Raw genomic sequence first — 21653 nt, 5'->3', positions numbered from 1 at the left:
GACGGTATGCGAGTCGGTACGCGGGACGTGGCGCCGGGCGGCGGGCGCGCAGCGGGGCGGGACGGGACGGAGCGCCACGGCGAGCCCGGCTTCATCGAGCTGGACGGCGTCGAGAAGGTCTTCCATGTACGGCGCAAGGCGGGGCGGCTGCGGCGGGTGCGCGAGGAGGTGCGGGCCGTCGACGGCATCAGCTTCCAGGTGCCGCGCGGCGCGATGGTCGGCTACATCGGTCCGAACGGCGCGGGGAAGTCCACCACCGTCAAGATGCTCACCGGCATCCTGGTGCCCAGCGGCGGCCGGCTGCGGGTGGCGGGCATCGACCCCGCGCGTGAGCGCACCCGGCTCGCGCGCCGCGTCGGGGTGGTCTTCGGGCAGCGTACGACGCTGTGGTGGGACCTGCCGCTGAAGGACTCCTACGAGCTGGTGCGGCGGATGTACCGGGTGCCGGACGCCGTGTACCGCCGCAACCTGGAGCGCTGCGTCGAACTGCTCGACCTGGGCAGGCTGTTGCCGGTCCCGGTGCGGCAGCTCTCGCTGGGCCAGCGGATGCGGGGCGACATCGCGGCGGCCCTGCTGCACGACCCGGAGGTGCTCTACCTCGACGAGCCGACCATCGGCCTGGACGTCATCAGCAAGGCGAGGGTCCGCGGCTTCCTGCGCGAGGTGAACGCGGAGCGCGGCACCACCGTCCTGCTGACCACGCACGACCTCACCGACATCGAGCAGTTGTGCCGCCGGGTGATGGTCATCGACCACGGGCGGCTGGTGTACGACGGCGGGCTGGAGGGGCTGCACGCGGTGGGGCGCAGCGAACGGATGCTGGTGGTGGATCTGGAACGGGAGCTTCCGCCCATCGAGGGTGTGCCCGGCGCCCGTACGGTCAAGGTCGAAGGTCCGCGGCAGTGGCTGGCGTTCCCGGCGGCGCAGAGCGCGGCGCCGGTCGTCTCGGCGGTGGCGGAGCGGTATCCGCTGGTGGACCTGTCGGTGCGGGAGCCGGACATCGAGGACGTCATCTCCCGTATGTACGCGGACAGTACGGCGCCCTGAGGCGTTAATCTGTCCGTATGACTGACGAACTCCCCGATCTGCGCGCTTCGGACGCCGACCGCGAGCGGGTCGCCGAGATCCTGCGGGAGGCCCTGGCCGAGGGGCGCCTGGAGATGGCGGAGTTCGACGAGCGGCTGACCGCCGCCTACCAGGCCCGTACGGTCGGTGCGCTGAAGCCGCTGGTCGCGGACCTGCCGCAGCCGCACGACGACCGGGCGGCGCCCGCCCGCCCCGGCGGCTCGGGGGCGCTGTCCTGGCGGGAGCGGATCGGCGGCGAGCCGTCCTCCCGCGGGGCCTTCGCCTTCTGGAGCGGCTTCTCGCGCAAGGGGCGCTGGACGGCGCCGCGGACGTTCACCGCCGGGGTGTTCCAGGCGGGCGGCGAGATCGACCTGCGCGACGCGCACTTCGAGGCCGCCGAGATCACGGTGCGCTGCTTCGCGCTGATGGGCGGCATCGACGTCGTGGTGCCGCCGGGTGTCGAGGTGCAGGTGACCGGCTGGGGCTTCATGGGCGGCTTCGACAACGGCGACGGTGAGCCGGGGGAGCCGGGCGCGCCGCGCGTGAAGATCACCGGGTTCGCGATGATGGCCGGCGTCGGGGTCCGGCGCAAGATGTCCAAGCTCGCCAAGCAGCGGCTGGAGCGCGAGCGCCGGGCGGAGCAGGCGCTGGGCGGGGAGCCGGACCGGCGCGCGGTGCCGGAGCGGCGCCGCAAGGAACTGGGCTGACGGCCCGTCCGCCCGGCCTCCGTCAGGAGGCCGTCGCGGCCGCTCCCGTGAGCTGCCGCAGGTCCACCGCGCCGGCCATCGCCCGGTAGCCCGCGTCACTGGGGTGCAGGTGGTCGCCCGAGTCGTAGGCGGGCCGCAGCCGCAGCGGGTCGTGCGGGTCGCGCAGCGCCTTGTCGAAGTCCACGTACGCCCCGTAGACCGCGCCGGCGCGGATCTTCGCGTTGAGTGCCTGCCGTACGGCGTCGAGCTCCGGCCGGTACCCGCGGTGGCCGCCGAACGGGGTGAGCGTGCTGCCGATGACGCGGATGCCGCGCGCCCGCGCCCGCCGCACGATCTCCCGCATGCCGTCCGCCAGCTGCTCCGGGTCGAGCTGCCGCGGCGACTTGAACAGGTCGTTGAGGCCGATCTCGACGACGGCCGACTTCACCCCCGCGCGGGAGAGCACGTCGCGCTCCAGCCGCGACCGTACGCTCGGCCCGCCGCTGACCGACCAGCGGTTGCCGTCGGTGAGCAGACGGTTGCCGCTGATGCCCTGGTTGAGGACGCCGTAGCGGGGCGCGCCCGGCTCGGTGCGCAGCCGGGCGGCGAGGAAGTCCGGCCAGCGGTGGTTGGCGTCGGGGGTGGAGGTGTTGCCGTCGGTGATCGAGTCGCCGATGGCGACGACGGTGCCGTCGGTGTGCGGGCCGCGGACGTCCACGCCGGTCAGATAGCGCCAGGAGGTGACCTTTGTGCGGTAGGCGGCGCCGGTGGTGTCCGTGGTCCGGTCGCCGCGCGCCAGGTAGGACGTCTGGCGGGCGTGCGGGTGGTAGGTGACGGGCCCGGAGGGGACGGGGATGTAGGTGGTGACCAGGAGGTCGGCGGCGGGCGGCACGGTCAGCCGGACCGGGTCGCTGGTGACCGTGCCGCCCGCCGGGACGGTCACGGCGGGCCGCCCCGAGAACGTGAGCCCGCGCAGCGTGCCGGGCGCGGTGGCGGGGGTGCCCGGCGCGGCGGCGCGGGCGAGGGAGGCGTGGCCGACGGTCAGCGGGCGGGTGCCGAGGAGGTTGGAGAGCTGGATGCGGGCCTCGGTGCCGCCGATGCTGGTGTGCACGACGTTGCGGAGGGAGGTGCCCGCGTAGCCGTCGTGGTTGCCGGGTTCGAGGGCCGCGGCGGCGGCCGACCACGTACCGGCCCACCGGTCGGCGGCGGGTGCCGGCCGGCCGTCCGCGGGGGGCGCGGCGTCCTCGCCCGGGACGAGCAGGAGCACGGCGGTGACGAGCGTGGCCAGCGCCGCCAGGGCGGCGAACAGGGTGCGGCCCCCTCTGGTGGACATGCGGGACGGTCTCCTGGGGAACGCGGAGCGGCGTGCTCCGGGCGGGCACAGGGCAGCGTGGGGTCAGCGGCGCGGTCCGAGCGGTCTCTCATGCTGCCACGCGGGCCCGGCGGACCGCCCGGCGCCCCGCGTCCGCCCCGGCGGGCCGGGAGCGGGAACTCGTGGTTCGCCGCCGGAGTAGGACACAGTTGAACGCACGTACCGGCACGGAACGGGCAGCTGTCGTTACGTACGGTCCGATCGGGTGAGCGGGTGGAGCGGATGGAACGGATGAAGACGGACGTGGTTCCCGGGGCGGATACGGCCGCGGGACCGGGCGGGACACCGCCGGGCGGCGCGCACGCGGGCACGGGCCGGATCCGCGGCCCGGTACCGCCCGGCGGCTTCCCGTACAGCCCCGCGGACGAGGAGAAGCGGCGCGGCGTACGGCGCATGAAGACCCTGGCCACCTCGCTGCTGCTCGGCGTGGCCCTGGTGTACGCCCTCGCCACCTGGGCGAAGGCCGCCGGCGCGGGCGGCTGGGCGGGCTACGTCGCGGCGGCGGCCGAGGCGGGCATGGTCGGCGCGCTGGCCGACTGGTTCGCGGTCACCGCCCTGTTCAAGCGCCCGCTGGGGCTGCCCATCCCGCACACCGCGATCATCCCGACGAAGAAAGATCAGCTCGGGGTGAGCCTCGGCGATTTCGTCGGCGAGAACTTCCTGTCCGGCGAGGTGGTCCGGCAGCGGCTGCGCAAGGTCGGCATCGGCCGCCGGCTGGGCGCCTGGCTCGCCGAGCCGAAGAACGCCGACCGGGTGACGGCGGAGCTGTCCACCGCGCTGCGCGGCGCGCTGACCGTACTGCGCGACTCCGACGTGCAGGCGGTGGTCGGCGAGGCGATCACCCGCCGCGCCGACGCGCAGGAGGTCGCGCCGGGCCTCGGCAAGATGCTGGAGAAGGTGGTCGCGGACGGCGGGCACCGGCGGGTCGTGGACCTGATCTGCGTACGGGCCCACGACTGGCTGACCTCGCACAGCGACTCGGTGATGACGGCGGTCTCCGGCGGCGCCCCCGGCTGGACGCCGCGCTTCGTGGACCGCAAGGTCGGCGAGCGGGTCTACAAGGAGCTGCTGCGGTTCGTCACCGAGATGCGGGACATGCCCGAGCACCCGGCGCGCGGCGCGGTGGACCGTTTCCTCAAGGACTTCGCGGGCGACCTCCAGTCCGACACCGACACCCGGGAGCGGGTGGAGCGCCTGAAGTCGGAGGTGCTGGGGCGCGGCGAGGTGCAGGACCTGATCGCCTCCGCGTGGGGCTCCGTCCGCACCATGATCGTGGCGGCCGCCGAGGACGAGAACAGCGAGCTGCGGCAGCGCACCCGGTCGGCCCTGCTGTCGCTGGGGCAGCGGCTGGCCCGGGACGGGCGGCTCCAGAACAAGGTCGACGGCTGGCTGGAGGGCGCCGCGGTCTACGTCGTGACGACGTACCGCGCCGAGATCACCTCGCTGATCACCGACACCGTCGCGAGCTGGGACGCCGACCACACCTCGAAGAAGATCGAGGCGCACATCGGGCGCGACCTCCAGTTCATCCGGATCAACGGCACGGTCGTCGGCGCGCTCGCCGGGCTGTGCATCTACACGGTGTCGCGGGTGCTGGGCGGGTAGCCCGCGGGACGCCGCCTCTGGAAGTCTCCCGCCGCAGGCCCTACCGTGCCCGCGTGCGCGAGCGGATTCCGGTGGTGGTGCAGGGGCAGCGGCGGCGACGGCCGCGCGCCGTACGGGTGCTGTGGACGGGCGCGGAGCTGGCGGTGACGTTCGGCGTGCTCGTGCTGCTGCTGGTCGTACACCAGCTGTACTGGACCAACCGGCAGGCACAGGCGAGCGCGCGCGACCAGGTGGCGCGGCTGGAACGGCAGTGGGCGGCGGAGCGTCCGCCGTCCGCGGGGGCCCCTTCCGACGGGCCGCCGTCCGCGCGCCCGTCACCCGGCCCGGACACCTCTCCGCCGCCCGGGCAGCACGGGGGCCGTATGCAGCGGGAGTTCCGCAGCGCGCTGGAGCAGTACCCGCCGCCGCGCCCGCGCCGCGACGCCGCGTACGCGGTCCTGCGCATCCCGCGCCTGGGCCTGACCGTCCCCGTCGCCGAGGGCACCAGCAGGTCCGCCGTGCTGAACAAGGGCTACGCGGGCCACTACGCGCACACCGCGCAACCCGGCGAGCAGGGCAACTTCGCCCTCGCCGGGCACCGCAACACCCACGGTGAACCGTTCCGCTTCCTGGACCGGCTGCGGCCCGGCGACACGGTGGACGTCGTCACCGCGACCACCCGCTACACGTACGCCGTCGACCGCACCCTGCCGCGCACCACGCCCTCCGACGGCACGGTCACCGCCCCCGTCCCGTACAGCACCGCCCACCCGTCCCTGCGCTACACCGGGCCGGACGCCTACCTGACACTGACGACCTGTACGCCCGAGTACTCCTCGGCGTACCGGCTGGTGGTGTGGGGCCGTCTGACGGGCGCCGCGCCCCGATAGGCTCAGCGGCTGTGCTGAAACGTCCCACGCTGCTGTGGCTCCTGGTCCCCCACGTGCTCTACCTCGGCGTGCTGCCGCTGGTGAACCGTGTGACGCCGACCGTCCTCGGGCTGCCCTTCCTCGTCTTCTGGATGCTGCTCGCGACCCTGCTGACGCCCGTGTCGGTGTGGCTGGCCTGGCGCGGCGACCGCAAGCGGGCCGCGCGCCGGACCGCGGAGCGGGGTGCGGCATGAACGCCACCATCGCCACCTCCATCTTCGCGGCGTTCATGGTGCTGACGCTGGCCCTGGGCCTGCTGGCGGTCCGCGGCGGCCGGCGCCGCGGGGGCGGGCTCGCCGAGTGGTCGGTGGGCGGCCGCAGCCTGGGCACGGTCTTCATCTGGGTGCTGATGGCGGGCGAGAGCTACACCAGCTTCAGCTACCTGGGCGCGGCGGGCTGGGGCTACAACTTCGGCGCGCCGGTCCTCTACGTCCTCGCGTACATGTCCTGCGGCTACGCGGTCGGCTTCGTGGCCGGCCCGATGCTCTGGTCCTACGCGCGCCGGCACGGCCTGGTGGGCATCACCGACCTGGTGGCGCACCGCTACGGACGGCGCTGGCTCGGCACGGCGGTGGCGGTCCTGGCCACCGTCTGTCTGCTGCCGTACATCCAGCTCCAGATCACCGGCATGGGCGTGGTCGTGACGACCATCTCCTACGGGGCGATCAGCCTGAACTGGGCGTACTTCATCGGCTTCGCGGTGACCACCCTCTTCGTCGTGGTCAGCGGCCTGCGCGGCAGCGCGTGGGTGTCGGTCCTCAAGGACGTCCTGGTCATCGCGACCCTCGCCTTCCTGGCCGTGTACGTACCGCAGCACTACTTCGGCGGTTACGGGCCCTTCCTCGACCGGATCGTCGCCGAGAAGCCGCAGTGGCTGACCTTCCCCGGCCACGCGTCCGGCGGCCTGGGCCAGGGCTGGTTCATCACCACCTCCCTCCTGAACTCGCTGACCGTCGTCATCTTCCCGACCACCGTCGCGGGCTACCTGGGCGCGCGCAGCGCCGACGCCCTGCGGCGCAACGCGGTGCTGCTGCCCTTCTACAACGTGCTGCTGTTCGTGCCGATGCTGCTGGGCATGGCGGCGCTGTTCGTGGTGCCGGGGCTGACCGGCGCGGACTCCAATCTGGCGCTGTTCAAGCTGGTGGTGGACTCGCTGCCGGCCTGGCTGGTGGGCGTCACCGGGGTCGCCGCCGCGCTCTCCTCCATCGTGCCGATGGCCGTGTTCATGCTGGTCATCGGCACGATGTGGGGGAGGAGCGTACTGGGCGCGGTGCCCCGGCTGGCGAACCGCCAGAAGCTGTGGTCGCAGGTGGTGGTCGTGGTGGCGGGCGCGCTGGCGCTGCTGCTGACGTACACCGCGCCGAACACCCTGGTACGGCTCTCGCTCATCTCCTACGAGGGGATGGCACAGCTGGTCCCGATGATCCTGCTGGGGCTGGTGTGGCGGCGGCTGACGCTGTACGGCGCCGTGAGCGGCCTGGTCGTGGGCCTGGTGGTGGTCTGCGGGCTGGTCTTCACCGAGCACGATCCGGTGGGCGGCATGAACGCGGGGATCGTGGCGCTCGCGGTGAACCTGGTGGTGGCGCTCGCGGTGACCTGGCTGGGCCCGCGGCCCGTCGACGACCGGCCGGACGCCGAGGTGCTGGCGTCGGACCTGGACCCGGGGGACGGTCCCGGGGTGGCCGGGGACGGTGCGCCGGGGGGCGGCGCGGCGGGAGGCGGCGTGGCCGGGGTCAGCCCGTCGCCGGCGAAGTGATCTTCTTGCCTTCCGGGGAGACGGCGAACCAGGTGCCCATCTTCCCCTGCCCGTTGATGTCGCCGGGCTGTTTGTCGCCGCTGAAGGTGTAGACGGGCCAGCAGTCGACCGCGAGCTGCTTGGTGCCGTCGGGGCGGGTGACGGTGCTGATCAGCTTCTCGGGGACGTCCGCCAGCTTGCTCTTGTCGGCCGGCCCGACCGGCTTCCACGTGTCCAGGCAGGCGCCGTTGCAGGCGAACTTCATCGGCCAGGCGCTGTCCTTGTTGAAGCGGTAGACCGTCCGGCCCTCCTTGTCGACGAGCAGCTTGCCCAGCTTGGGCTGGTCGAAGACGGAGACGTCGGCGGCCGGCCCGGCGGTGGCCTTCTTCCCGTCCGGCGCGAACGCGTTCCAGGTGCCGCCGACGCCGTGGCCCTTGGTGTCACCGGGGGCGGTGTCCTTCGCGTAACGGTAGGCGGGCCAGCCGCCGATGGTGAGCTGCTCGGTGCCGTCCGCCCGGGTGACGGAGCCGAGGGCGCTCGCGGCCATGCCGGAGGCGGCGGTGGCGTCGTCGGCGGGGACCGGGGGCCAGGTGGTCGCGCAGCTGCCGGAGCAGGCCGAGTTGGGCGGCTTGGCGGTGTCCTTGTCGAAGCGGTACAGGGCCATGCCTTTGCTGTCGGTGACGACCGGGCCCAGCTCGGGGGACTGGCGGAGGGCGAGCGTCCCGGCGCGGGTGCCCTGCGCGGCGGGCCGGTTGCTGTCGCCCGACGAGCCGTAACCGTCGCCGGCCTGGCCCTTGTCCGCGCCGCTGTCCGCGCCGTAACCGTTGCCGCCGCCGGACCCGTACCCGGCGGAGCTGCCGCTGCCCGCCTGCGCCTTGCCGTTGGCCACCGGCGCGGCGTCGGTCCGGTCACCGGAGCCGCAGGCCGCGGTGAGCGCCATGACGACAGCGGCCGCCACGGCGAGCACGGCGTGCCGGCGGTGGGGGTCGGGGTGGGGGGTGGCGGGGTGGAGGTGGTCGGTGTGGGGGTGGGGGCGTTGGGTGTGGGTGTGGGGGCGTTGAATGTGGGGGTGGGGACGGGGTTGTTCGGTGTGCGGATGGGGGCGTGGGGTGTGCGGGTGGGACTGCGGGCTCATGGCTGACTCCTTCGGTGGGGCCGGGGGTGTTGTCTGCGGTGTACGAGGGGTGGGGAGCGGCTGTTCAGGCAGGGCGGAAGTTGTCACCGGAGGACAGAAACCGCGCCGAAGTGGCGCCGGCGTGGGCTCCTTCGGTGCCCGTACGCGGGTTGTTCGGTCCGGTACCGGTACGCGCTTGCCGGGTGCCGGATGCCGTACGCCGTACGCCGGTCGTGCGGTCCCGCACCACGCTTGCCGGAGGCCGTACGTCACCGGGCGCCCTGGATGCGCAGCGCGAGCGCCGGGCAGCGCCGTACCGCGAGCTGTGCGCGGCGGCGCATCCGGGCGGGCAGCGGCATCGTGGCGCGCTCCGGGTAGCCGTCGGGCCCCAGGCGGACCATGCCGGGGACGAGGTCGGCGCACAGGCCGTGGCCCCGGCACAGCGTCCAGTCGACGAGCAGCCGCTGTTCGGGCGCCGGGGGCCGGGTGGCCGCGTGGGCGCCCTGCCGCCCGCTGCCTGGGCCGGGTGCGCCCCCGGCGCCGTACGTCTCCTGGCCGGTCACCGGCAGCACGCCGAGCACCGGACGGCCGCAGCCGGCCCCGCGGGCGTGCCGGTCGAACTCGTCGGGGAAGGCGGCCAGTGCCGAGGCGACGAACCGTGCGGTGCCGTCGGGGTGGCTGCACGCGCCGCGTCGTTCCACGGCCCGCATCCGGGCCCGTACGGCATCCAGCGCGCGCGGCCCGCCACCGCCGGCGGCCTGGCCGAGCGCGTCGGCGAGTGCGGGCAGCCCGAGCACGCACGGCCCGCACTGTCCCGCGGATTCGGCGGCCATCCAGCGCGCGACCCGTACGGTCTCGCCCGCCGGGCAGGTCTCTTCCGGCAGCGGCAGTACCGCCCCCGCCCCGAGCACCGCGCCGTACGCGGCCAGGTCGTCGCGGGAGAGGAGGGCCGTGGCGGCGGCGGACGGTGACAGCCAGGTGCCGTGGTAGCCGCCGACCAGGACGCCCTGGCCGGGGCCGAGTCCGCACAGGGCCAGGACGCGGGCGAGCGGTACTCCGGTCGGTGCTTCGACGACCTGCCGGCCGGCCACGGTCAGCAGGACGGTGCCGGGTTCGGCGGGGTCGCCGGTGTCGCGGTAGCCCAGGGCGCCCAGGCGGGCGGCGACGGCGAGCTGGGCGTAGGTCTCGGTGTTGGAGAGCAGGGTGGGCAGGCCGCCGAGGCCGCGTTCGCTGGAGCGGACCTTGCGGCCCGAGGGCAGGCCGGGCCCCCGGTTGAGGCCGTCGGTGAGCGCGGTGCCCTCGCCCGTCACGAAACGTTCCGTCAGCAGTTCGGCGCGGACCGGCGTGGACAACGGCCCGCGTTCGGCGATCGCCTTACGCACCGACCGGGCCACGTCCGCCCGCGTCACCCCGATCGCGACCTCCTCGGCGCCGAGCGCCCGGGCGGCCAGCAGCGCGCCGTCCAGCACCAGGTGCGGCGCGTACAGCAGCAGCGCCGTGTCCTTGAGACAACCGGGCTCCCCTTCACTGCCGTTGACGACCACCGCGGCACGCCCGTCCGCGCGTCGCTGCCCCTCCACCACGGCGCTCAGCTTCCGCGCGAACGGGAACCCCGCCCCGCCACGGCCACGCAGGCCGGTGTCCTCGGCCAGCGCCACCAGCTCGCTCACCGACAGGTTGGGCGGCCCACCGTGCCGCGCCAGATGCTCCACCCGGCCGAGCCGCTCCGCCCCGTCCAGCCCGGCCAGCAGACGGGGCGGACCGAGCACGGCCAGGGTGGGGGTGGCGCGGTTGGTGGTGGGGGCGTGGTCGCCGGTCGGGGTGTGGTCGGTGGTGGGGGCGTGGTCGGCGGTCGGGGCGTGGACGGTGGTGGGGGCGTGGTCGGCGGTCGGGGTGCGGTCGGTGGTGGGGGCGCAGTCGCCGGTCAGGGTACGGTCGGTGGTGGCGGCGCGCCCGATGGCGGGCAGCGGGACCGTGGTGGCGGACGCGAGGAGCGTCATGACGGGAACTCCTGAAGGTCGCTGAGACGTTGGGGCAACCGGGGGCCCACACAAGCCGCCCCCGTAGGCCGCACGGTTTCCGAACCGCCGCGGGCTCACCGGCAGCATCTGCGCGCGTAGCGCTGCCGGTACGTCAAGGCCGGGTGCCGCGGTGGTGCCGGGCGGAGTGGGCCGGTGCGCGCGGCCCGCCGGCGTCCGCTCCGGGTGGCCGGCCGCCCGGCACCCCGCCGGGCCGCGGGGCCCGCAGCCGCAGGACGAGCATCACCGCGACCCCGCTGACGCACAGCAGGTATCCGGTGGTCACCCAACCGGCGGGCGGACGCCCTGACTTCAGCCCGTGCACCAGTGCCGCGCACCACGCCACGTACGCACCCATGTGCAGCACCCGCCACCACCGTGACCCGCGGTGCGAGGTGAACGCGCCGCGTACCGCGCCGGTCACCGCCGCCGCGAGGAAGAGGTAACCGGCCAGCGTGCCGAGCCCGACGAGCAGCGGCTTGCCGCCGTCGGCGAACGGCACCACGGCGGCCGTGCCGCTGGTCCGGCCGCGGACGACCTTGACCCCGATGTGCAGGGCGAGGAAGCCCAGCCCGGCGACGCCGGTACCGCGGTGCACGGCCTGGGCCACGAGCCGGTGCCCTGAGTGCAGCAGCATCCGGTCGGTGGCGGCGAGGCCCCACAGCACGGTGCCGGTGAGGAAGACCAGTGCGAGGACGCCCGCGCCGAAGTCCAGGAAGTTGAGCACCCGTCGGGGCGCGCCGGCCTGGGTGGCCACGGCGAGGAAGAGGAGCACGACGGCCGGCAGGGCCGGGCGCAGGGCAATCCGCAGACGGGATACGGGCATTCGGGCCTCCTTGAGGAGGGGCGGGCAAGGGAGGAGATGGAACAGGGAGTACGGAGCGCGGAGTACGGGCCGGGGGCTGGGAAGCCGGCGCGGGCGGTGGGGGGTGGGCCGCCGGATATCCGCCGCGTTTATGTGCCGTGTTCTGCCGGGGCGCGCAAAGGTATGCGCCAAAGGCGGTGATCGGGGTGAGCAGCAGCATCACGGAAGGCCGCCGGACCGTCCTCCGGTTTATCGCGCTGTGACAAATTCCTGCACCGGCATCGAAGTTACGCGAGGTAACTCCGGATGGTGCCCCTCCAAGCACGTCCACCCCACGTCCGCTCCACGGCCACCCCCCGGCCACCGCACCACCGCTCGAACCACCTCCGCACGGCACGTCCGTGCAAGCAGGGCCCTACCCCCCTCCGCATCACGCCAGGAACGAGGTAGCGATGTGTGATCTCCTGAACCGCATCTGGTCACGCCCCCGTGGCGAATGGACCCGCGTTCTGAGAAAGGAACTCCCGGTGCTCGCCGAGAAGGTGACCGAGGAGCTGCGGACCGGATTTCCCGCCTTTTCCACACTTCTCGCGGAGACGGGTGCCGAAGAGACCCGCCGGGCCGTGGAACAGGCCATGCTGGTGGCGCTCGGCTACCAGGAATCCCCGGAACGGGTACGGCGGCCCAAGGACCTCGTCGTCACCCCGCTGCCGGTGGCGCCGGCCCGCCGGGAGATGTTCGCCGCCCTGTCCGGAGCCAAGGACGTCTCGGACGTCGCTCTTTCCGAGGTGGCCCGCTGCGCCGGCTGGCCCGTACCGGCACTGGTCCAGGCCATCGCTCTCGCCTCGCCCGCCGAAGCCCCCCAGCTGGCCGCGGCCCTCGGTGACGCCCTCATCGGCACCGTCGACGGTGACACCTGCCTGCTCGTGCCCGACCCCGGCACGCAGACCCGCGCCCGGCTGGAGGCCGCGCTCAAGGGCCGGGCGGCGGCGGTCGGCCACGCCGTACCGGCGGGGGACGCCGCCTCCTCGCTGCGCTGGGCCCGCGCCCTGCTCGCCCTCTCGCCCGGCCGCGGCGGCCCCGACGCGCGCGCGGCCTTCGTCGACGACCACCTGTCCGCGCTGCTCCTCCTCCAGGACGAATCGCTGGCGCGGGCCCTGTCCGCACGCTGGCTGAGCCCGCTCGACGACCTGACGCCACGCCAGAGCGAGCGGCTGGAGGTCACCTTGCTGGCCTGGCTGGAGGGCGGCGGCGCGCCCGAAGCGGCCAGGGTGCTCCAGGTGCATCCGCAGACCGTGCGCTACCGGCTGCGGCAGATCGAGAAGCTCTTCGGACCCGCGCTGCGCGATCCGCGTACCCGCTTCGAACTGGAGATGGCGCTGCGCAGCCGCCGTCTGATGGCCCACGTACGGCGCTACCGCTCACGGGCCGGCCGCCGGGCCCGGGCCGTCGCCTCCACCATCCGTCCGCTGGGCATGGCCAGGGAGGCCCGGGTCAACGGGCTGTGACGGGCACACCATGACCGCGGCGGCCCCGGGCTCCCCTCCGGGGCCGCCGCCCTGTGCCCGGACCGTCTCCCCGCCGGGGCCGCCGCCCTGTGCCCGGACCGTCTCCCCGCCGGAGTCGCCTTCCTGCCGGAATGGCCCTTGCCGGAGTCGCCTTCCTGCCGGAATGGTCCCTGCCGGAGCCGCCGCCCTGTACCGAATCGGCCTGCCCACCGGGGCAGCCGGATGCCGGGAACCCGTGCCGCCGCGCTGCCGTTAACCTGGGGCGGACACCGGTGAAAAAGTACGCATCGCCCGAGGAAGGAGTGAGCACATGAAGCGCTGCGCCGAAGCCTGGCGGCTGTACGTGAGTGCCGTCTTCCTCCTGCTCTCCGGGCTCCTCCTCGCCGAGAGCGGACTGGCCCCCGCGCTCGCCTCCGCCGCGGCCACCGCCGCCGTACTGCTGCTGTGCCGCGCCTTCCTGGCCGCCGTACTCGCCCGGCCCGAACCGCCGGGCCGCATACGCACCGCGCTGCGCGACCGGGAACGCCGTACGGCCTTCCTGCCGCAACGTGACCCCGACGCCGCGGGCCGCCCGCGGCCCAGGGCGCCCGGCCGTCCCCTCCCGACGGCCGCGTAGGCGCCTTTCCCCTCGCACTCCGCGGGGGCTCCGGCCCCGCGCGGCTCGTCACGCCGATCCCGTATCCCGGCACGACGAGACCCCGTGGAGGGCTCCCCCATGTCCGTTTTCTCCGCCCTGGGCAGTGCGCTGTCCCAGGCCGCCGACCTCATCGCACCGCTCTTCGGCGCCTCGGCGACGGCCGCCGCGATCATCCTGGTCACCTTGTGCGTACGCGCCGTACTGCACCCGCTCGCCCGCGCCGCCGCCCGCGGCGAGCAGACCCGTTCCGCGCACGCCCCGCGCCTGGCCGAGCTGCGCCGTCAGTACGCGAAGGACCCGCAGCGCCTACGGGAGGAGACGGCCGCCCTCTACGCCGAGACCGGCTCCTCCCCGCTGGCCGGCTGCCTGCCGTCGCTCCTGCAACTGCCCGTCTTCTTCGTCATGTACCACCTGTTCACCAGCGACGGCAGCGGCCTGCTCGGGCACACGCTGCTGGGCGCGCCGCTGGGCGGGCACTGGTCGCAGGCGCTTGCGGACGGCGGGGTTCTCGGGCCGCACGGCCGGGTCTACCTCGCGCTGTTCGTGCTGGCCGCCGCCGTCGCGACCTGGAACTACCGGCGGGCCCGTACGGCGATGACGCGGAACTCCGCGCCGGTCGCGGCCCTCGGGCAGGCGGGCGCGTCCGACGGCGATACGGTGCCCGGCCTCGCCGGCCTGACGAAGGTGCTGCCGCTGCTGTCCTTCGGGACGCTGATCAGCATCGCGGTACTGCCGCTGGCGGCCGCGCTCTACCTGGTGACGACCGCGGTGTGGACGGCGTGCGAGCGGGCGCTGCTGTTCCGGGACCTTTCCCGCGGTGGCCGGAAGGACCGTACGCCGGGGGAGGAGGCGGCGGTCCCGGCCCGTACCGCCGGGTAACGGTCCAGTACGTGAACCGGGCCTTGCGGACCGGACGCCGTTCTTGGACGATCGTCCGAATCGCTCGATGGCCGTCCCCCATCGGCCGGTCCGGGAGAGCCCTTCCGGACCGACCCTTCGACCACGGGAGTTGTACCGATGAAGCTGCTGCGAGTCGGTCCGGTGGGGGCGGAACGCCCGGCGCTGCTCGATGAGGAAGGTGTGCTGCGCGACCTGTCGTCGCTGGTCACGGACGTCGACGGGGCGCTGCTCGGGGACGGTCCGGCCCTTGCGCGAATACGGGCGGCGGCCGCCGCGGGGGTCCTGCCGGCCCTGGATCCGGCCGGTCTGCGCACCGGGCCGCCCGTCGCCCGGATCGGCAAGATCGTGTGCATCGGGCTGAACTACCACGACCACGCCCGCGAGACCGGCGCCGCCGTACCGGCCGAACCGATCGTCTTCATGAAGGCGCCGGACACGGTCGTCGGACCCGACGACCCGGTGCTGGTGCCGCGCGGCAGCGTGAAGACCGACTGGGAGGCCGAACTGGCCGTCGTCATCGGCCGGACCGCGCGCTACCTGGAGACCGACGAGGAGGCCCGCGCCGCCGTCGCCGGCTACACGATCGCGCACGACGTCTCCGAACGGGAGTTCCAGATCGAGCGCGGCGGCCAGTGGGACAAGGGCAAGAACTGCGAGACGTTCAACCCGCTGGGCCCGTGGCTGGTGACGGCGGACGAGGTGCCCGACCCGCAGGCGCTGGGCGTACGGCTGTGGGTCAACGGCACGCTGCGGCAGGACGGCACGACCGCCGAGCAGATCTTCCCGGTGGCCGAAGTGGTCCGCTACGTGAGCAGGTTCATGACCCTGTACCCCGGCGACGTGATCAACACCGGCACCCCGGCGGGCGTGGCGATGGGCTGCCCGGAGCCCAAGCCGTACCTGCGCGCCGGTGACGTGGTGGAGCTGGAGATCGACGGCCTGGGGCGGCAGCGGCAGGAGCTGAAGGGAGCCTGAGGGGGCTCGGGGGCTCCGGGGGTGGGCGGGGGCTCCGGCTTCCGTTTGCGGCGGTGCCGGCGGTGCGGCCGGTGAGCGGCTGTCGGCTGGACAGGGGGACTCGCCGTACGGGCGCGCGGGCCGCCCGGCTGCCCGGCCGGTCCGCGCACATAGTGCGTATATGCCTGCAAAAAAGACAAAACGGTCTCATGTGGTGGGTGCCGCCGCACTGGGAGCCGTCGCCGCCGTGCTCCTCGGCCTGTTCGCGGCCTTCGGCTTCGCGGCCCCGCTGCCCGACGGCCTCGGCCCGTGCCTGGGCAGCGGCTGCCCGTCCTCGTACCCGGATCCGAACAACGGGCCGGTGGCCGGCCGGGACGAGAACATCAACGTCTTCGTCGGCGGGGACTTCCGCGTCGGCGGCTCGGCCGCGGAGGCCGAGGGGAAGGTCGTCACCCTCGGCAGCTTCGAGATGAACAAGACCGGCGGGTCCAGCGTCTACAACGTGGGCATCGCCGTGGGATCCCGGGTGCCGCCGCCCAACGGCTCCGACTTCCTGACCGTGGGCGGCGACGTCACCGTCGCCCCCGGCCAGCGGCTGCTCGCCGAGGAGGGCAGCACGCACGGCGTCGTCGCGTACGAAGGCAGGCTGACCGGCACGGTGGTTCCCCAGGCGGACCAGCGCCCGGGCGTCGCCGACCCGTACCGCAGGCTGGTGCCCGGCCTGACGGCGAGCAGCCGGTGCTACGCCCGGACCGGCGACGGGCCGCGGCCCGCGACCGGCACCGCCGTCAACCAGGGCTACGCGACGGTCTTCACCGGCGACGGCACGTCCGCGCTCCAGGTCTTCAACGTCGACTTCGACCTGGCGGGCCGCAACGGCGGCGCCCAGGGCATCACCTTCACGGGCATCCCGGCGGGCGCGACCGTCCTCGTCAACATGCTCGGCGACGCCCGCACGGTCAACACCTACATCGGGCACGACCTCCAGCCGCCCGGCATCCGCGAGCGGCTGCTGTGGAACTTCCCGGACGCGAACACGGTGGAGTTCAAGGGCAGCGCGCAGTTCCAGGGGAGCGTACTGGTCGGCAGGCAGGGCAGTACGACGACGGTGTCGGTGCCGGGCATGAACGGCCGGTTCTTCACGGTCGGTTCACTGGTGCACACCTCGACGTCCGGCGCGGAGATGCACAGCTACCCGTTCAACGGGGACCTGCCGGACTGCCGCGAGCCGAGCCCGTCACCCCCGGAGACGGTCACGCCGTCCCCTTCGCCGTCGCCGACGGATGAGCCGTCACCGTCGCCGACGGAGCCGTCGCCCTCACCGACGGATGAGCCCTCGCCCTCACCGACGGACGAGCCGTCACCGAGTCCGACGGAGCCGAGCCCGTCGCCGACCGAGCCGTCGCCGTCGCCCACGGAGCCTTCGCCGTCCCCGACCGAGCCGTCCCCGACCCCCACGGAACCGTCACCGTCACCGAGCCCGACGGAGCCGTCGCCCACGCCGCCGGAGCCGAGCCCGTCCCCGACGGACCCCACCCCCGTACCGACTGAACCGACTCCGGACCCCACCGAACCGACTCCGGACCCCACCGAACCGACTCCGGACCCCACCGAGCCCACGACAGCCCCGACGGAACCCACGACGGCCCCGACGGACCCCACCCCAGAACCCACCGAGCCCGAGCCCGAGCCCACCACCACACCCACCGAACCCACTCCGACCCCGACCACCACTCCGACCCCGACCGCCACCCCGGCCCCCACCTCCCCCACCAGCCCCCCAGCACCCAGCCCACGACCGACAGACGACGGAGACCAGCTGGCGCACAGTGGCAGCGCGTTTGAGGATCCGTTGTTCATCGGGGCGGCGGTGGCGGCCGTCGTCAGCGGTGCGGTGCTCGTAGTGATCATCCGCACCCGCCGTCGCTCCGGCAGCTGACCTCGGGTCAGTCCGCCTGCTGCTGCTCGATGTAGCGCCCCAGGGCGTCGACCACCAGCGCGTGGTCGTCGCCCTGGGGGAGTCCGGAGACCGCGACCGTGCCGACGACCCCCGTACCGCGCAGCCGTACGGGGAAGGCGCCGCCGTGCGCGGCGTAGCGGTCCGGGTCGAGGCGGGACGATTCTTCGAACGTCCGGCCCTTGGCGCGGAAGCGGGCGCCGACGAGGTACGAGGACTCCGCGTACCGTTCGACGACGCGGCACTTGCGCTCGATCCACGCGTCGTTGTCCGCCGACGTACCCGGCAGCGCGCAGTGGAACAGCTGCTGCGCTCCGCGCCGGATGTCCACCGTCACGGCCGCGCCGCGCTCCCGCGCCAGGTCCGTCAGCAGACAGCCGAGCCGCCAGGCGTCCTCGTTGCCGAAGCGGTCCAGGACCAGTCGGCGCTCCTGTTCCTCCAGTTCGCGGACCTGGTGGCGGGCCGCCTCGCGCTCGTCCGTCCCGTTCGCCACGCCCGAGCCGTTCATGCTCACGGTCCCGCTCATTCCGTTCCCACCGCTCATTCCGCTCACGTCGCTCCTCCCGTTCATGCCGCTCACGCCGTCTCCTCGATCCGTACCGCGCGGCCCTCGGCCGCCGATGTCTTCGCCGCTTCCAGGACGCGCAGCGCGGCCGCCGCCTCCCTGGCGCTGACCGGCGGCTCGCCTCCGGTGCGCAGCGCTTCCGCGACAGCGGCGTAGTACGCGGGGTAGTCACCGGCCAGGGTCGGTACGGGGTCGCCGCCGCCGGTCAGCGGGGACTCCCCGGAGCCGAGCCGGCCCCACGCCGACTCCGGCTCGACGCCCCAGCCGGCCGCGTCGCCGCCCGGCCGGCGGCCCTCGCGCAGCGCCGCTTCCTGCGGGTCCAGGCCGTACTTCACGTAACCCGCGCGGCTGCCCAGCACCCGGAAGCGCGGGCCGAGCTGGGCGGTGGTGGCACTGACCCACAGGTGCGAGCGGACGCCGTCGGCATGGGTGAGGGCGAGGAAGGTGTCGTCGTCGGCCTCGGCGCCCGGGCGGCGTACGTCGGATTCGGCGTAGACCAGGGTGACCGGGCCGAACAGGGCGAGCGCCTGGTCGACGACGTGGCTGCCGAGGTCGTAGAGCAGTCCGCCGATCTCCGCGGGGTCGCCGGACTCGCGCCAGCCGCCCTTCGGTTTCGGCCGCCAGCGTTCGAAGCGCGACTCGAAGCGCTGCACGTCGCCGAGCGCGCCCTCGGTGACCAGCTTGCGCACCGTACGGAAGTCGTTGTCCCAGCGGCGGTTCTGGAAGACGGAGAGCATCAGGCCGCGCTCTTCCGCGCGGGCGGCCAGCCCGTCGGCTTCGGCGGCGGTCCCGGCGAGCGGCTTGTCGACGACCACCGGCAGCCCGGCGTCCAGCGCCGCTTCGGCGAGCGCGACGTGTGTCTTGTTGGGCGAGGCGATGACGACGAGGTCCAGGGCGTCCGCGCGGGCCAGCACCTCGTCGGGGGTGGCGACGGTACGGACCTGGGGGTGTTCGGCGCGGGCCTGCGCCTGCCGGTCCGGGCTGCCGGTGGAGACGGTGTCCAGCACCAGTCCGTCGGTGGCGGCGATGAGGGGGGCGTGGAAGACCGAGCCGGCCAGGCCGTAGCCGATCAGGCCGACGCGGAGGGGAGTGCCGGGGGAGTCGTTCATGCCACCCACTTAAGCAACGCTGTTGCCAAAGTGCAAGCAATGCGGACAATGGACGGGTGACCAGCAACAACCCCGCAGAACGTGTCGCCGGACCGGCCCCCGCCCCGTCCGGCGGCGGAGCCGGTCTGCCCGCCCTGCGCGGCCATAACGCCGCGCTGGTGCTGGGCCTGCTGCGGGCGGCGGGCCCCGCGGGCGTCAGCAGGCTGGAGCTGGCCGCGCACACCGGCCTGACCCCGCAGGCCGTCAGCAAGATCACCGCACGGCTGCGGGCGGACGGCCTGGTGGCCGAGGCGGGCCGGCGTGCTTCCACCGGCGGCAAGCCGCGTACGGTGCTGAGTCTGGTGCCCGGGGCCCGGTACGCGATCGGGCTGCACCTGGACCGCGACGAGCTGACCGCCGTCCTCACCGACCTCGCGGGCCGCACCGTCGCCGAGCGCACCGCGCCCCTCGACTTCGGCGCGGGCGCGCCCGCCGTGCTCGACACGGTGGCCGGACAGCTCGCGGCGCTGCCGGACGAGGCCCGCTCGCCGCACGTACTGGGCGTCGGCGCCGCCTGCCCGGGGCCGCTCGACCACACGGCCGGAGTGCTGCGCCGGGTCACCGGCTTCCCGGACTGGGACGGCTTCCCGCTGCGCGACGCCCTCGCCGAACGGCTCGGCCTCCCCGTCGTCCTCGACAAGGACACCAACGCCGCCGCACTCGGACTCGCCCAGCACCAGCCGGACGGCCGCGGCTCGTTCGGCTACCTGCACCTCGGTACGGGCCTGGGCGCCGGCCTGGTGCTCGGCGGCGCGCTGTACCGGGGGGCCAGGACGGGCGCGGGGGAGTTCGGCCACCAGGTGCTGCAACTGGACGGGCCGCGCTGCGGCTGCGGCAAGCGAGGCTGCGTCGAGGCGCTGTGCCTGGACCGGGCGGCGCGCGGCGAGCCCGCGGAGGCGGCGCGCATCCTGGGCGTGGCCGCGGCCAACCTCGTGGAACTGCTCGACATCGACCGCGTCCTGCTCGGCGGCCGTACGGTCCTGGCGCGACCCGGTATTTATGTACGCGGCGTGGCCGAGGCCCTGGCCGAACAGGCCCGTACGCGCGGTGACGGCCGTACGCCCGCGATTCCCGTGGCGCTGGCCGAGGGGGGCGCGCGGACGGTCGCGGACGGCGCGGCGCAGCTCGTCCTGGCCCCCCTCTTCGGCGCGCCGGGCGCGCCGTTCGGTACCGGAACAGGGGCGGAACTCCGCTGAACGCGCGGCATTCGGGCGATCGGGCAGCCGCACCGGCGGCGTCGGGGCCGCGGTGCCGGCCCCGCATGGCAAGGTCCGAAGCCGGCCGGTCATACCGACCGGTCATACGAGCGGCCTGGTGTGGTCCCCGTCGCCTGAGCTGATCGAGCAGGAGCGTCCGTCATGCCCGTGCGCCCGCCCCGCGTACCACCCCGCGCCCCGCTGCGCGCCACCCTCCCGGCGGCCTTGCTGTCCGCGACCCTCCTGGCCACCACGCCACCGGCCCATGCCACGGAAGCGGCCGCCCCCCGCCCGGCAACCGCCGACGCGAAGACCCATACGGCACCCCACGCAGCACCTCACACAGCACCCCACGCAGTACCCACCCCCATAACAACCGCAGCCCCTTCCCGCCCCACACCCCCACCCCACCTGGCCGACACCGGCGCCCCAGGAGTGCCCCACATCGGCGCCGCCGCCCTCGTATTCCTGTCCGCCGGCGCGCTGCTCGTGACGGCGGCCCGCCGCCTCCGCCGGCGCCGGTCCTCCTGAACCGCGCCGCCCCGGGCTGACTTAGGCTGGGGGCGTCGGCCATACGTACGAGACGCAGGTCACCCGGTGGGGTGCGCGGCGCGTACGGGCCCCGCGACGGCGCGGGACGGCCGGCGCCCCTGGCAGACACGCACGGCGGGAGACCGGCAGTGGCAGAGCGCAAGCCGATCGAGTCATGGCTGACCGACATGGACGGGGTCCTGATGCACGAGGGCATCCCGGTGCCCGGTGCCGACACCTTCATCAAGCGGCTGCGCGAATCGGGCAAGCCCTTCCTCGTCCTGACCAACAACTCCATCTACACCCCGCGCGACCTGCACGCCCGGCTGAACCGCATCGGCCTGGACGTGCCCTGGGAGTCCATCTGGACCTCCGCGCTGGCCACCGCCCAGTTCCTGGACGAGCAGCGGCCGTCCGGCACCGCGTACGTCATCGGCGAGGCCGGCCTGACCACCGCGCTGCACGACATCGGCTACGTGCTCACCGACCACGAGCCCGACTACGTGGTGCTCGGCGAGACCCGGACGTACAGCTTCGAAGCGCTCACCAAGGCCATCCGGCTGATCAACGACGGCGCCCGGTTCATCGCCACCAACCCCGACGAGACCGGCCCCTCCGCGGACGGCGCGCTGCCCGCCACCGGCTCGGTGGCCGCGCTGATCACCAAGGCGACCGGCGTGGAACCGTACTTCGTCGGCAAGCCCAACCCGCTGATGATGCGGCACGGCCTGAACGTCATCGGCGCGCACAGCGAGACCTCCGCGATGATCGGCGACCGCATGGACACCGACGTACTGGCCGGCCTGGAGGCGGGCATGGAGACGTTCCTGGTGCTCACCGGGCTGACGGGCCGGGGCGACATCGAGCGGCACCCGTTCCGGCCGTCGCGGGTCGTCGACTCCATCGCCGACCTGGTCGACCTGGTCTGACCGGTCGCGGCCGGGCGCCG

Annotated in this window: 19 protein-coding genes; 13 read left to right on the top strand and 6 right to left on the bottom strand. The window is 74.2% G+C overall.

Features of this window, described 5'->3' with window-relative positions:
* Positions 1-6 precede the first annotated feature (6 nt).
* Together AB0L45_RS02795 and AB0L45_RS02790 are read left to right on the top strand one after the other, a co-directional pair.
* Positions 7-1047, top strand: coding sequence for an ATP-binding cassette domain-containing protein (locus tag AB0L45_RS02795; protein ID WP_365835348.1), 1041 nt, complete (start codon positions 7-9; stop codon positions 1045-1047).
* Between the two features lie 17 nt (positions 1048-1064).
* On the top strand, positions 1065-1772 hold the full coding sequence (locus tag AB0L45_RS02790) for a DUF1707 domain-containing protein (protein ID WP_365835346.1): 708 nt from the start codon (positions 1065-1067) through the stop codon (positions 1770-1772).
* Between the two features lie 22 nt (positions 1773-1794).
* Here the strand turns inward: AB0L45_RS02790 and AB0L45_RS02785 are convergent, their stop codons facing one another.
* On the bottom strand, positions 1795-3084 hold the full coding sequence (locus tag AB0L45_RS02785; protein WP_365835344.1) for an SGNH/GDSL hydrolase family protein: 1290 nt from the start codon (positions 3082-3084) through the stop codon (positions 1795-1797).
* 252 nt (positions 3085-3336) lie between these two features.
* On the opposite strand from AB0L45_RS02785, the gene AB0L45_RS02780 reads away from it, so the two are divergent.
* The 4 genes from AB0L45_RS02780 to AB0L45_RS02765 are packed head-to-tail and all read left to right on the top strand — an operon-like array spanning position 3337 to position 7392.
* Positions 3337-4728: a DUF445 domain-containing protein gene (locus AB0L45_RS02780; RefSeq protein WP_365835342.1), complete on the top strand. Its 1392-nt coding sequence runs from the start codon at positions 3337-3339 to the stop codon at positions 4726-4728.
* Positions 4729-4781: 53 nt separating this feature from the next.
* Positions 4782-5597, top strand: coding sequence for a class E sortase (locus tag AB0L45_RS02775; RefSeq protein ID WP_365835340.1), 816 nt, complete (start codon positions 4782-4784; stop codon positions 5595-5597).
* A gap of 11 nt (positions 5598-5608) precedes the next feature.
* Positions 5609-5830 (top strand): DUF3311 domain-containing protein, encoded by a 222-nt coding sequence (locus AB0L45_RS02770; RefSeq protein WP_365835338.1) that lies wholly within the window; start codon positions 5609-5611, stop codon positions 5828-5830.
* The gene (locus AB0L45_RS02765; protein WP_365835336.1) at positions 5827-7392 is read left to right on the top strand and encodes a sodium:solute symporter family protein; all 1566 of its coding nucleotides are present in this window, start codon (positions 5827-5829) and stop codon (positions 7390-7392) included. Before AB0L45_RS02770 ends, AB0L45_RS02765 begins: the two co-directional genes overlap by 4 nt.
* Here AB0L45_RS02765 and AB0L45_RS02760 read toward each other — a convergent pair.
* The 3 genes from AB0L45_RS02760 to AB0L45_RS02750 form a co-directional block, all read right to left on the bottom strand.
* On the bottom strand, positions 7370-8311 hold the full coding sequence (locus tag AB0L45_RS02760) for an SCO0930 family lipoprotein (protein WP_365835644.1): 942 nt from the start codon (positions 8309-8311) through the stop codon (positions 7370-7372). The two genes, AB0L45_RS02765 and AB0L45_RS02760, sit on opposite strands and share 23 nt — an antisense overlap.
* A 443-nt stretch (positions 8312-8754) precedes the next feature.
* Entirely contained in the window at positions 8755-10485 is a 1731-nt protein-coding gene (locus AB0L45_RS02755; RefSeq protein ID WP_365835334.1) for an NADH-ubiquinone oxidoreductase-F iron-sulfur binding region domain-containing protein, read from the bottom strand.
* A 133-nt stretch (positions 10486-10618) separates the two neighbouring features.
* Positions 10619-11329 (bottom strand): hypothetical protein, encoded by a 711-nt coding sequence (locus AB0L45_RS02750; RefSeq protein ID WP_365835332.1) that lies wholly within the window; start codon positions 11327-11329, stop codon positions 10619-10621.
* A 506-nt stretch (positions 11330-11835) separates the two neighbouring features.
* Here AB0L45_RS02750 and AB0L45_RS02745 point away from each other — a divergent pair.
* The 5 genes from AB0L45_RS02745 (at position 11836) to AB0L45_RS02725 (ending at position 17246) form a co-directional block, all read left to right on the top strand.
* A complete protein-coding gene (locus tag AB0L45_RS02745; protein WP_365835330.1) occupies positions 11836-12816 on the top strand; it encodes a helix-turn-helix domain-containing protein in 981 nt (326 codons plus the stop codon).
* Between the two features lie 310 nt (positions 12817-13126).
* Positions 13127-13432 carry a DUF6412 domain-containing protein gene (locus tag AB0L45_RS02740; protein ID WP_365835328.1) on the top strand — a complete coding sequence of 102 codons (306 nt, stop codon included), beginning with the start codon at positions 13127-13129 and terminating at the stop codon, positions 13430-13432.
* A 99-nt stretch (positions 13433-13531) separates the two neighbouring features.
* Positions 13532-14332 carry a membrane protein insertase YidC gene (gene yidC, locus AB0L45_RS02735; protein ID WP_365835326.1) on the top strand — a complete coding sequence of 267 codons (801 nt, stop codon included), beginning with the start codon at positions 13532-13534 and terminating at the stop codon, positions 14330-14332.
* Between the two features lie 138 nt (positions 14333-14470).
* On the top strand, positions 14471-15328 hold the full coding sequence (locus AB0L45_RS02730; protein WP_365835324.1) for a fumarylacetoacetate hydrolase family protein: 858 nt from the start codon (positions 14471-14473) through the stop codon (positions 15326-15328).
* Between the two features lie 193 nt (positions 15329-15521).
* Complete coding sequence (locus AB0L45_RS02725) at positions 15522-17246, top strand: choice-of-anchor A family protein (protein WP_365835322.1); 1725 nt, start codon at positions 15522-15524, stop codon at positions 17244-17246.
* 7 nt (positions 17247-17253) lie between these two features.
* Here AB0L45_RS02725 and AB0L45_RS02720 read toward each other — a convergent pair whose 3' ends face one another.
* A complete protein-coding gene (locus tag AB0L45_RS02720; protein ID WP_365835642.1) occupies positions 17254-17772 on the bottom strand; it encodes a heme-degrading domain-containing protein in 519 nt (172 codons plus the stop codon).
* Between the two features lie 68 nt (positions 17773-17840).
* Positions 17841-18938: a Gfo/Idh/MocA family oxidoreductase gene (locus tag AB0L45_RS02715; protein WP_365835320.1), complete on the bottom strand. Its 1098-nt coding sequence runs from the start codon at positions 18936-18938 to the stop codon at positions 17841-17843.
* 125 nt (positions 18939-19063) lie between these two features.
* Between AB0L45_RS02715 and AB0L45_RS02710 the strand changes: the two genes are divergently transcribed.
* Entirely contained in the window at positions 19064-20173 is a 1110-nt protein-coding gene (locus AB0L45_RS02710) for an ROK family transcriptional regulator (protein WP_365835640.1), read from the top strand.
* 680 nt (positions 20174-20853) lie between these two features.
* Complete coding sequence (locus AB0L45_RS02705) at positions 20854-21633, top strand: HAD-IIA family hydrolase (RefSeq protein WP_365835318.1); 780 nt, start codon at positions 20854-20856, stop codon at positions 21631-21633.
* Positions 21634-21653: the final 20 nt, after the last annotated feature.

Source organism: Streptomyces sp. NPDC052496, from assembly GCF_040679095.1.
Lineage (GTDB): Bacteria > Actinomycetota > Actinomycetes > Streptomycetales > Streptomycetaceae > Streptomyces.
This window is presented reverse-complemented; position numbering and strand designations above follow the sequence as displayed.

Bases quoted from the DNA above. Each gene is read 5' to 3' on its own strand.
- AB0L45_RS02795 (WP_365835348.1), top strand. From the start codon at position 7: ATGCGAGTCGGTACGCGGGACGTGGCGCCGGGCGGCGGGCGCGCAGCG.
- AB0L45_RS02790 (WP_365835346.1), top strand. From the start codon at position 1,065: ATGACTGACGAACTCCCCGATCTGCGCGCTTCGGACGCCGACCGCGAG.
- AB0L45_RS02785 (WP_365835344.1), bottom strand. From the start codon at position 3,084: ATGTCCACCAGAGGGGGCCGCACCCTGTTCGCCGCCCTGGCGGCGCTG.
- AB0L45_RS02765 (WP_365835336.1), top strand. From the start codon at position 5,827: ATGAACGCCACCATCGCCACCTCCATCTTCGCGGCGTTCATGGTGCTG.
- AB0L45_RS02760 (WP_365835644.1), bottom strand. From the start codon at position 8,311: ATGGCGCTCACCGCGGCCTGCGGCTCCGGTGACCGGACCGACGCCGCG.
- AB0L45_RS02755 (WP_365835334.1), bottom strand. From the start codon at position 10,485: ATGACGCTCCTCGCGTCCGCCACCACGGTCCCGCTGCCCGCCATCGGG.
- AB0L45_RS02750 (WP_365835332.1), bottom strand. From the start codon at position 11,329: ATGCCCGTATCCCGTCTGCGGATTGCCCTGCGCCCGGCCCTGCCGGCC.
- AB0L45_RS02740 (WP_365835328.1), top strand. From the start codon at position 13,127: ATGAAGCGCTGCGCCGAAGCCTGGCGGCTGTACGTGAGTGCCGTCTTC.
- yidC (WP_365835326.1), top strand. From the start codon at position 13,532: ATGTCCGTTTTCTCCGCCCTGGGCAGTGCGCTGTCCCAGGCCGCCGAC.
- AB0L45_RS02730 (WP_365835324.1), top strand. From the start codon at position 14,471: ATGAAGCTGCTGCGAGTCGGTCCGGTGGGGGCGGAACGCCCGGCGCTG.
- AB0L45_RS02720 (WP_365835642.1), bottom strand. From the start codon at position 17,772: ATGAACGGCTCGGGCGTGGCGAACGGGACGGACGAGCGCGAGGCGGCC.
- AB0L45_RS02715 (WP_365835320.1), bottom strand. From the start codon at position 18,938: ATGAACGACTCCCCCGGCACTCCCCTCCGCGTCGGCCTGATCGGCTAC.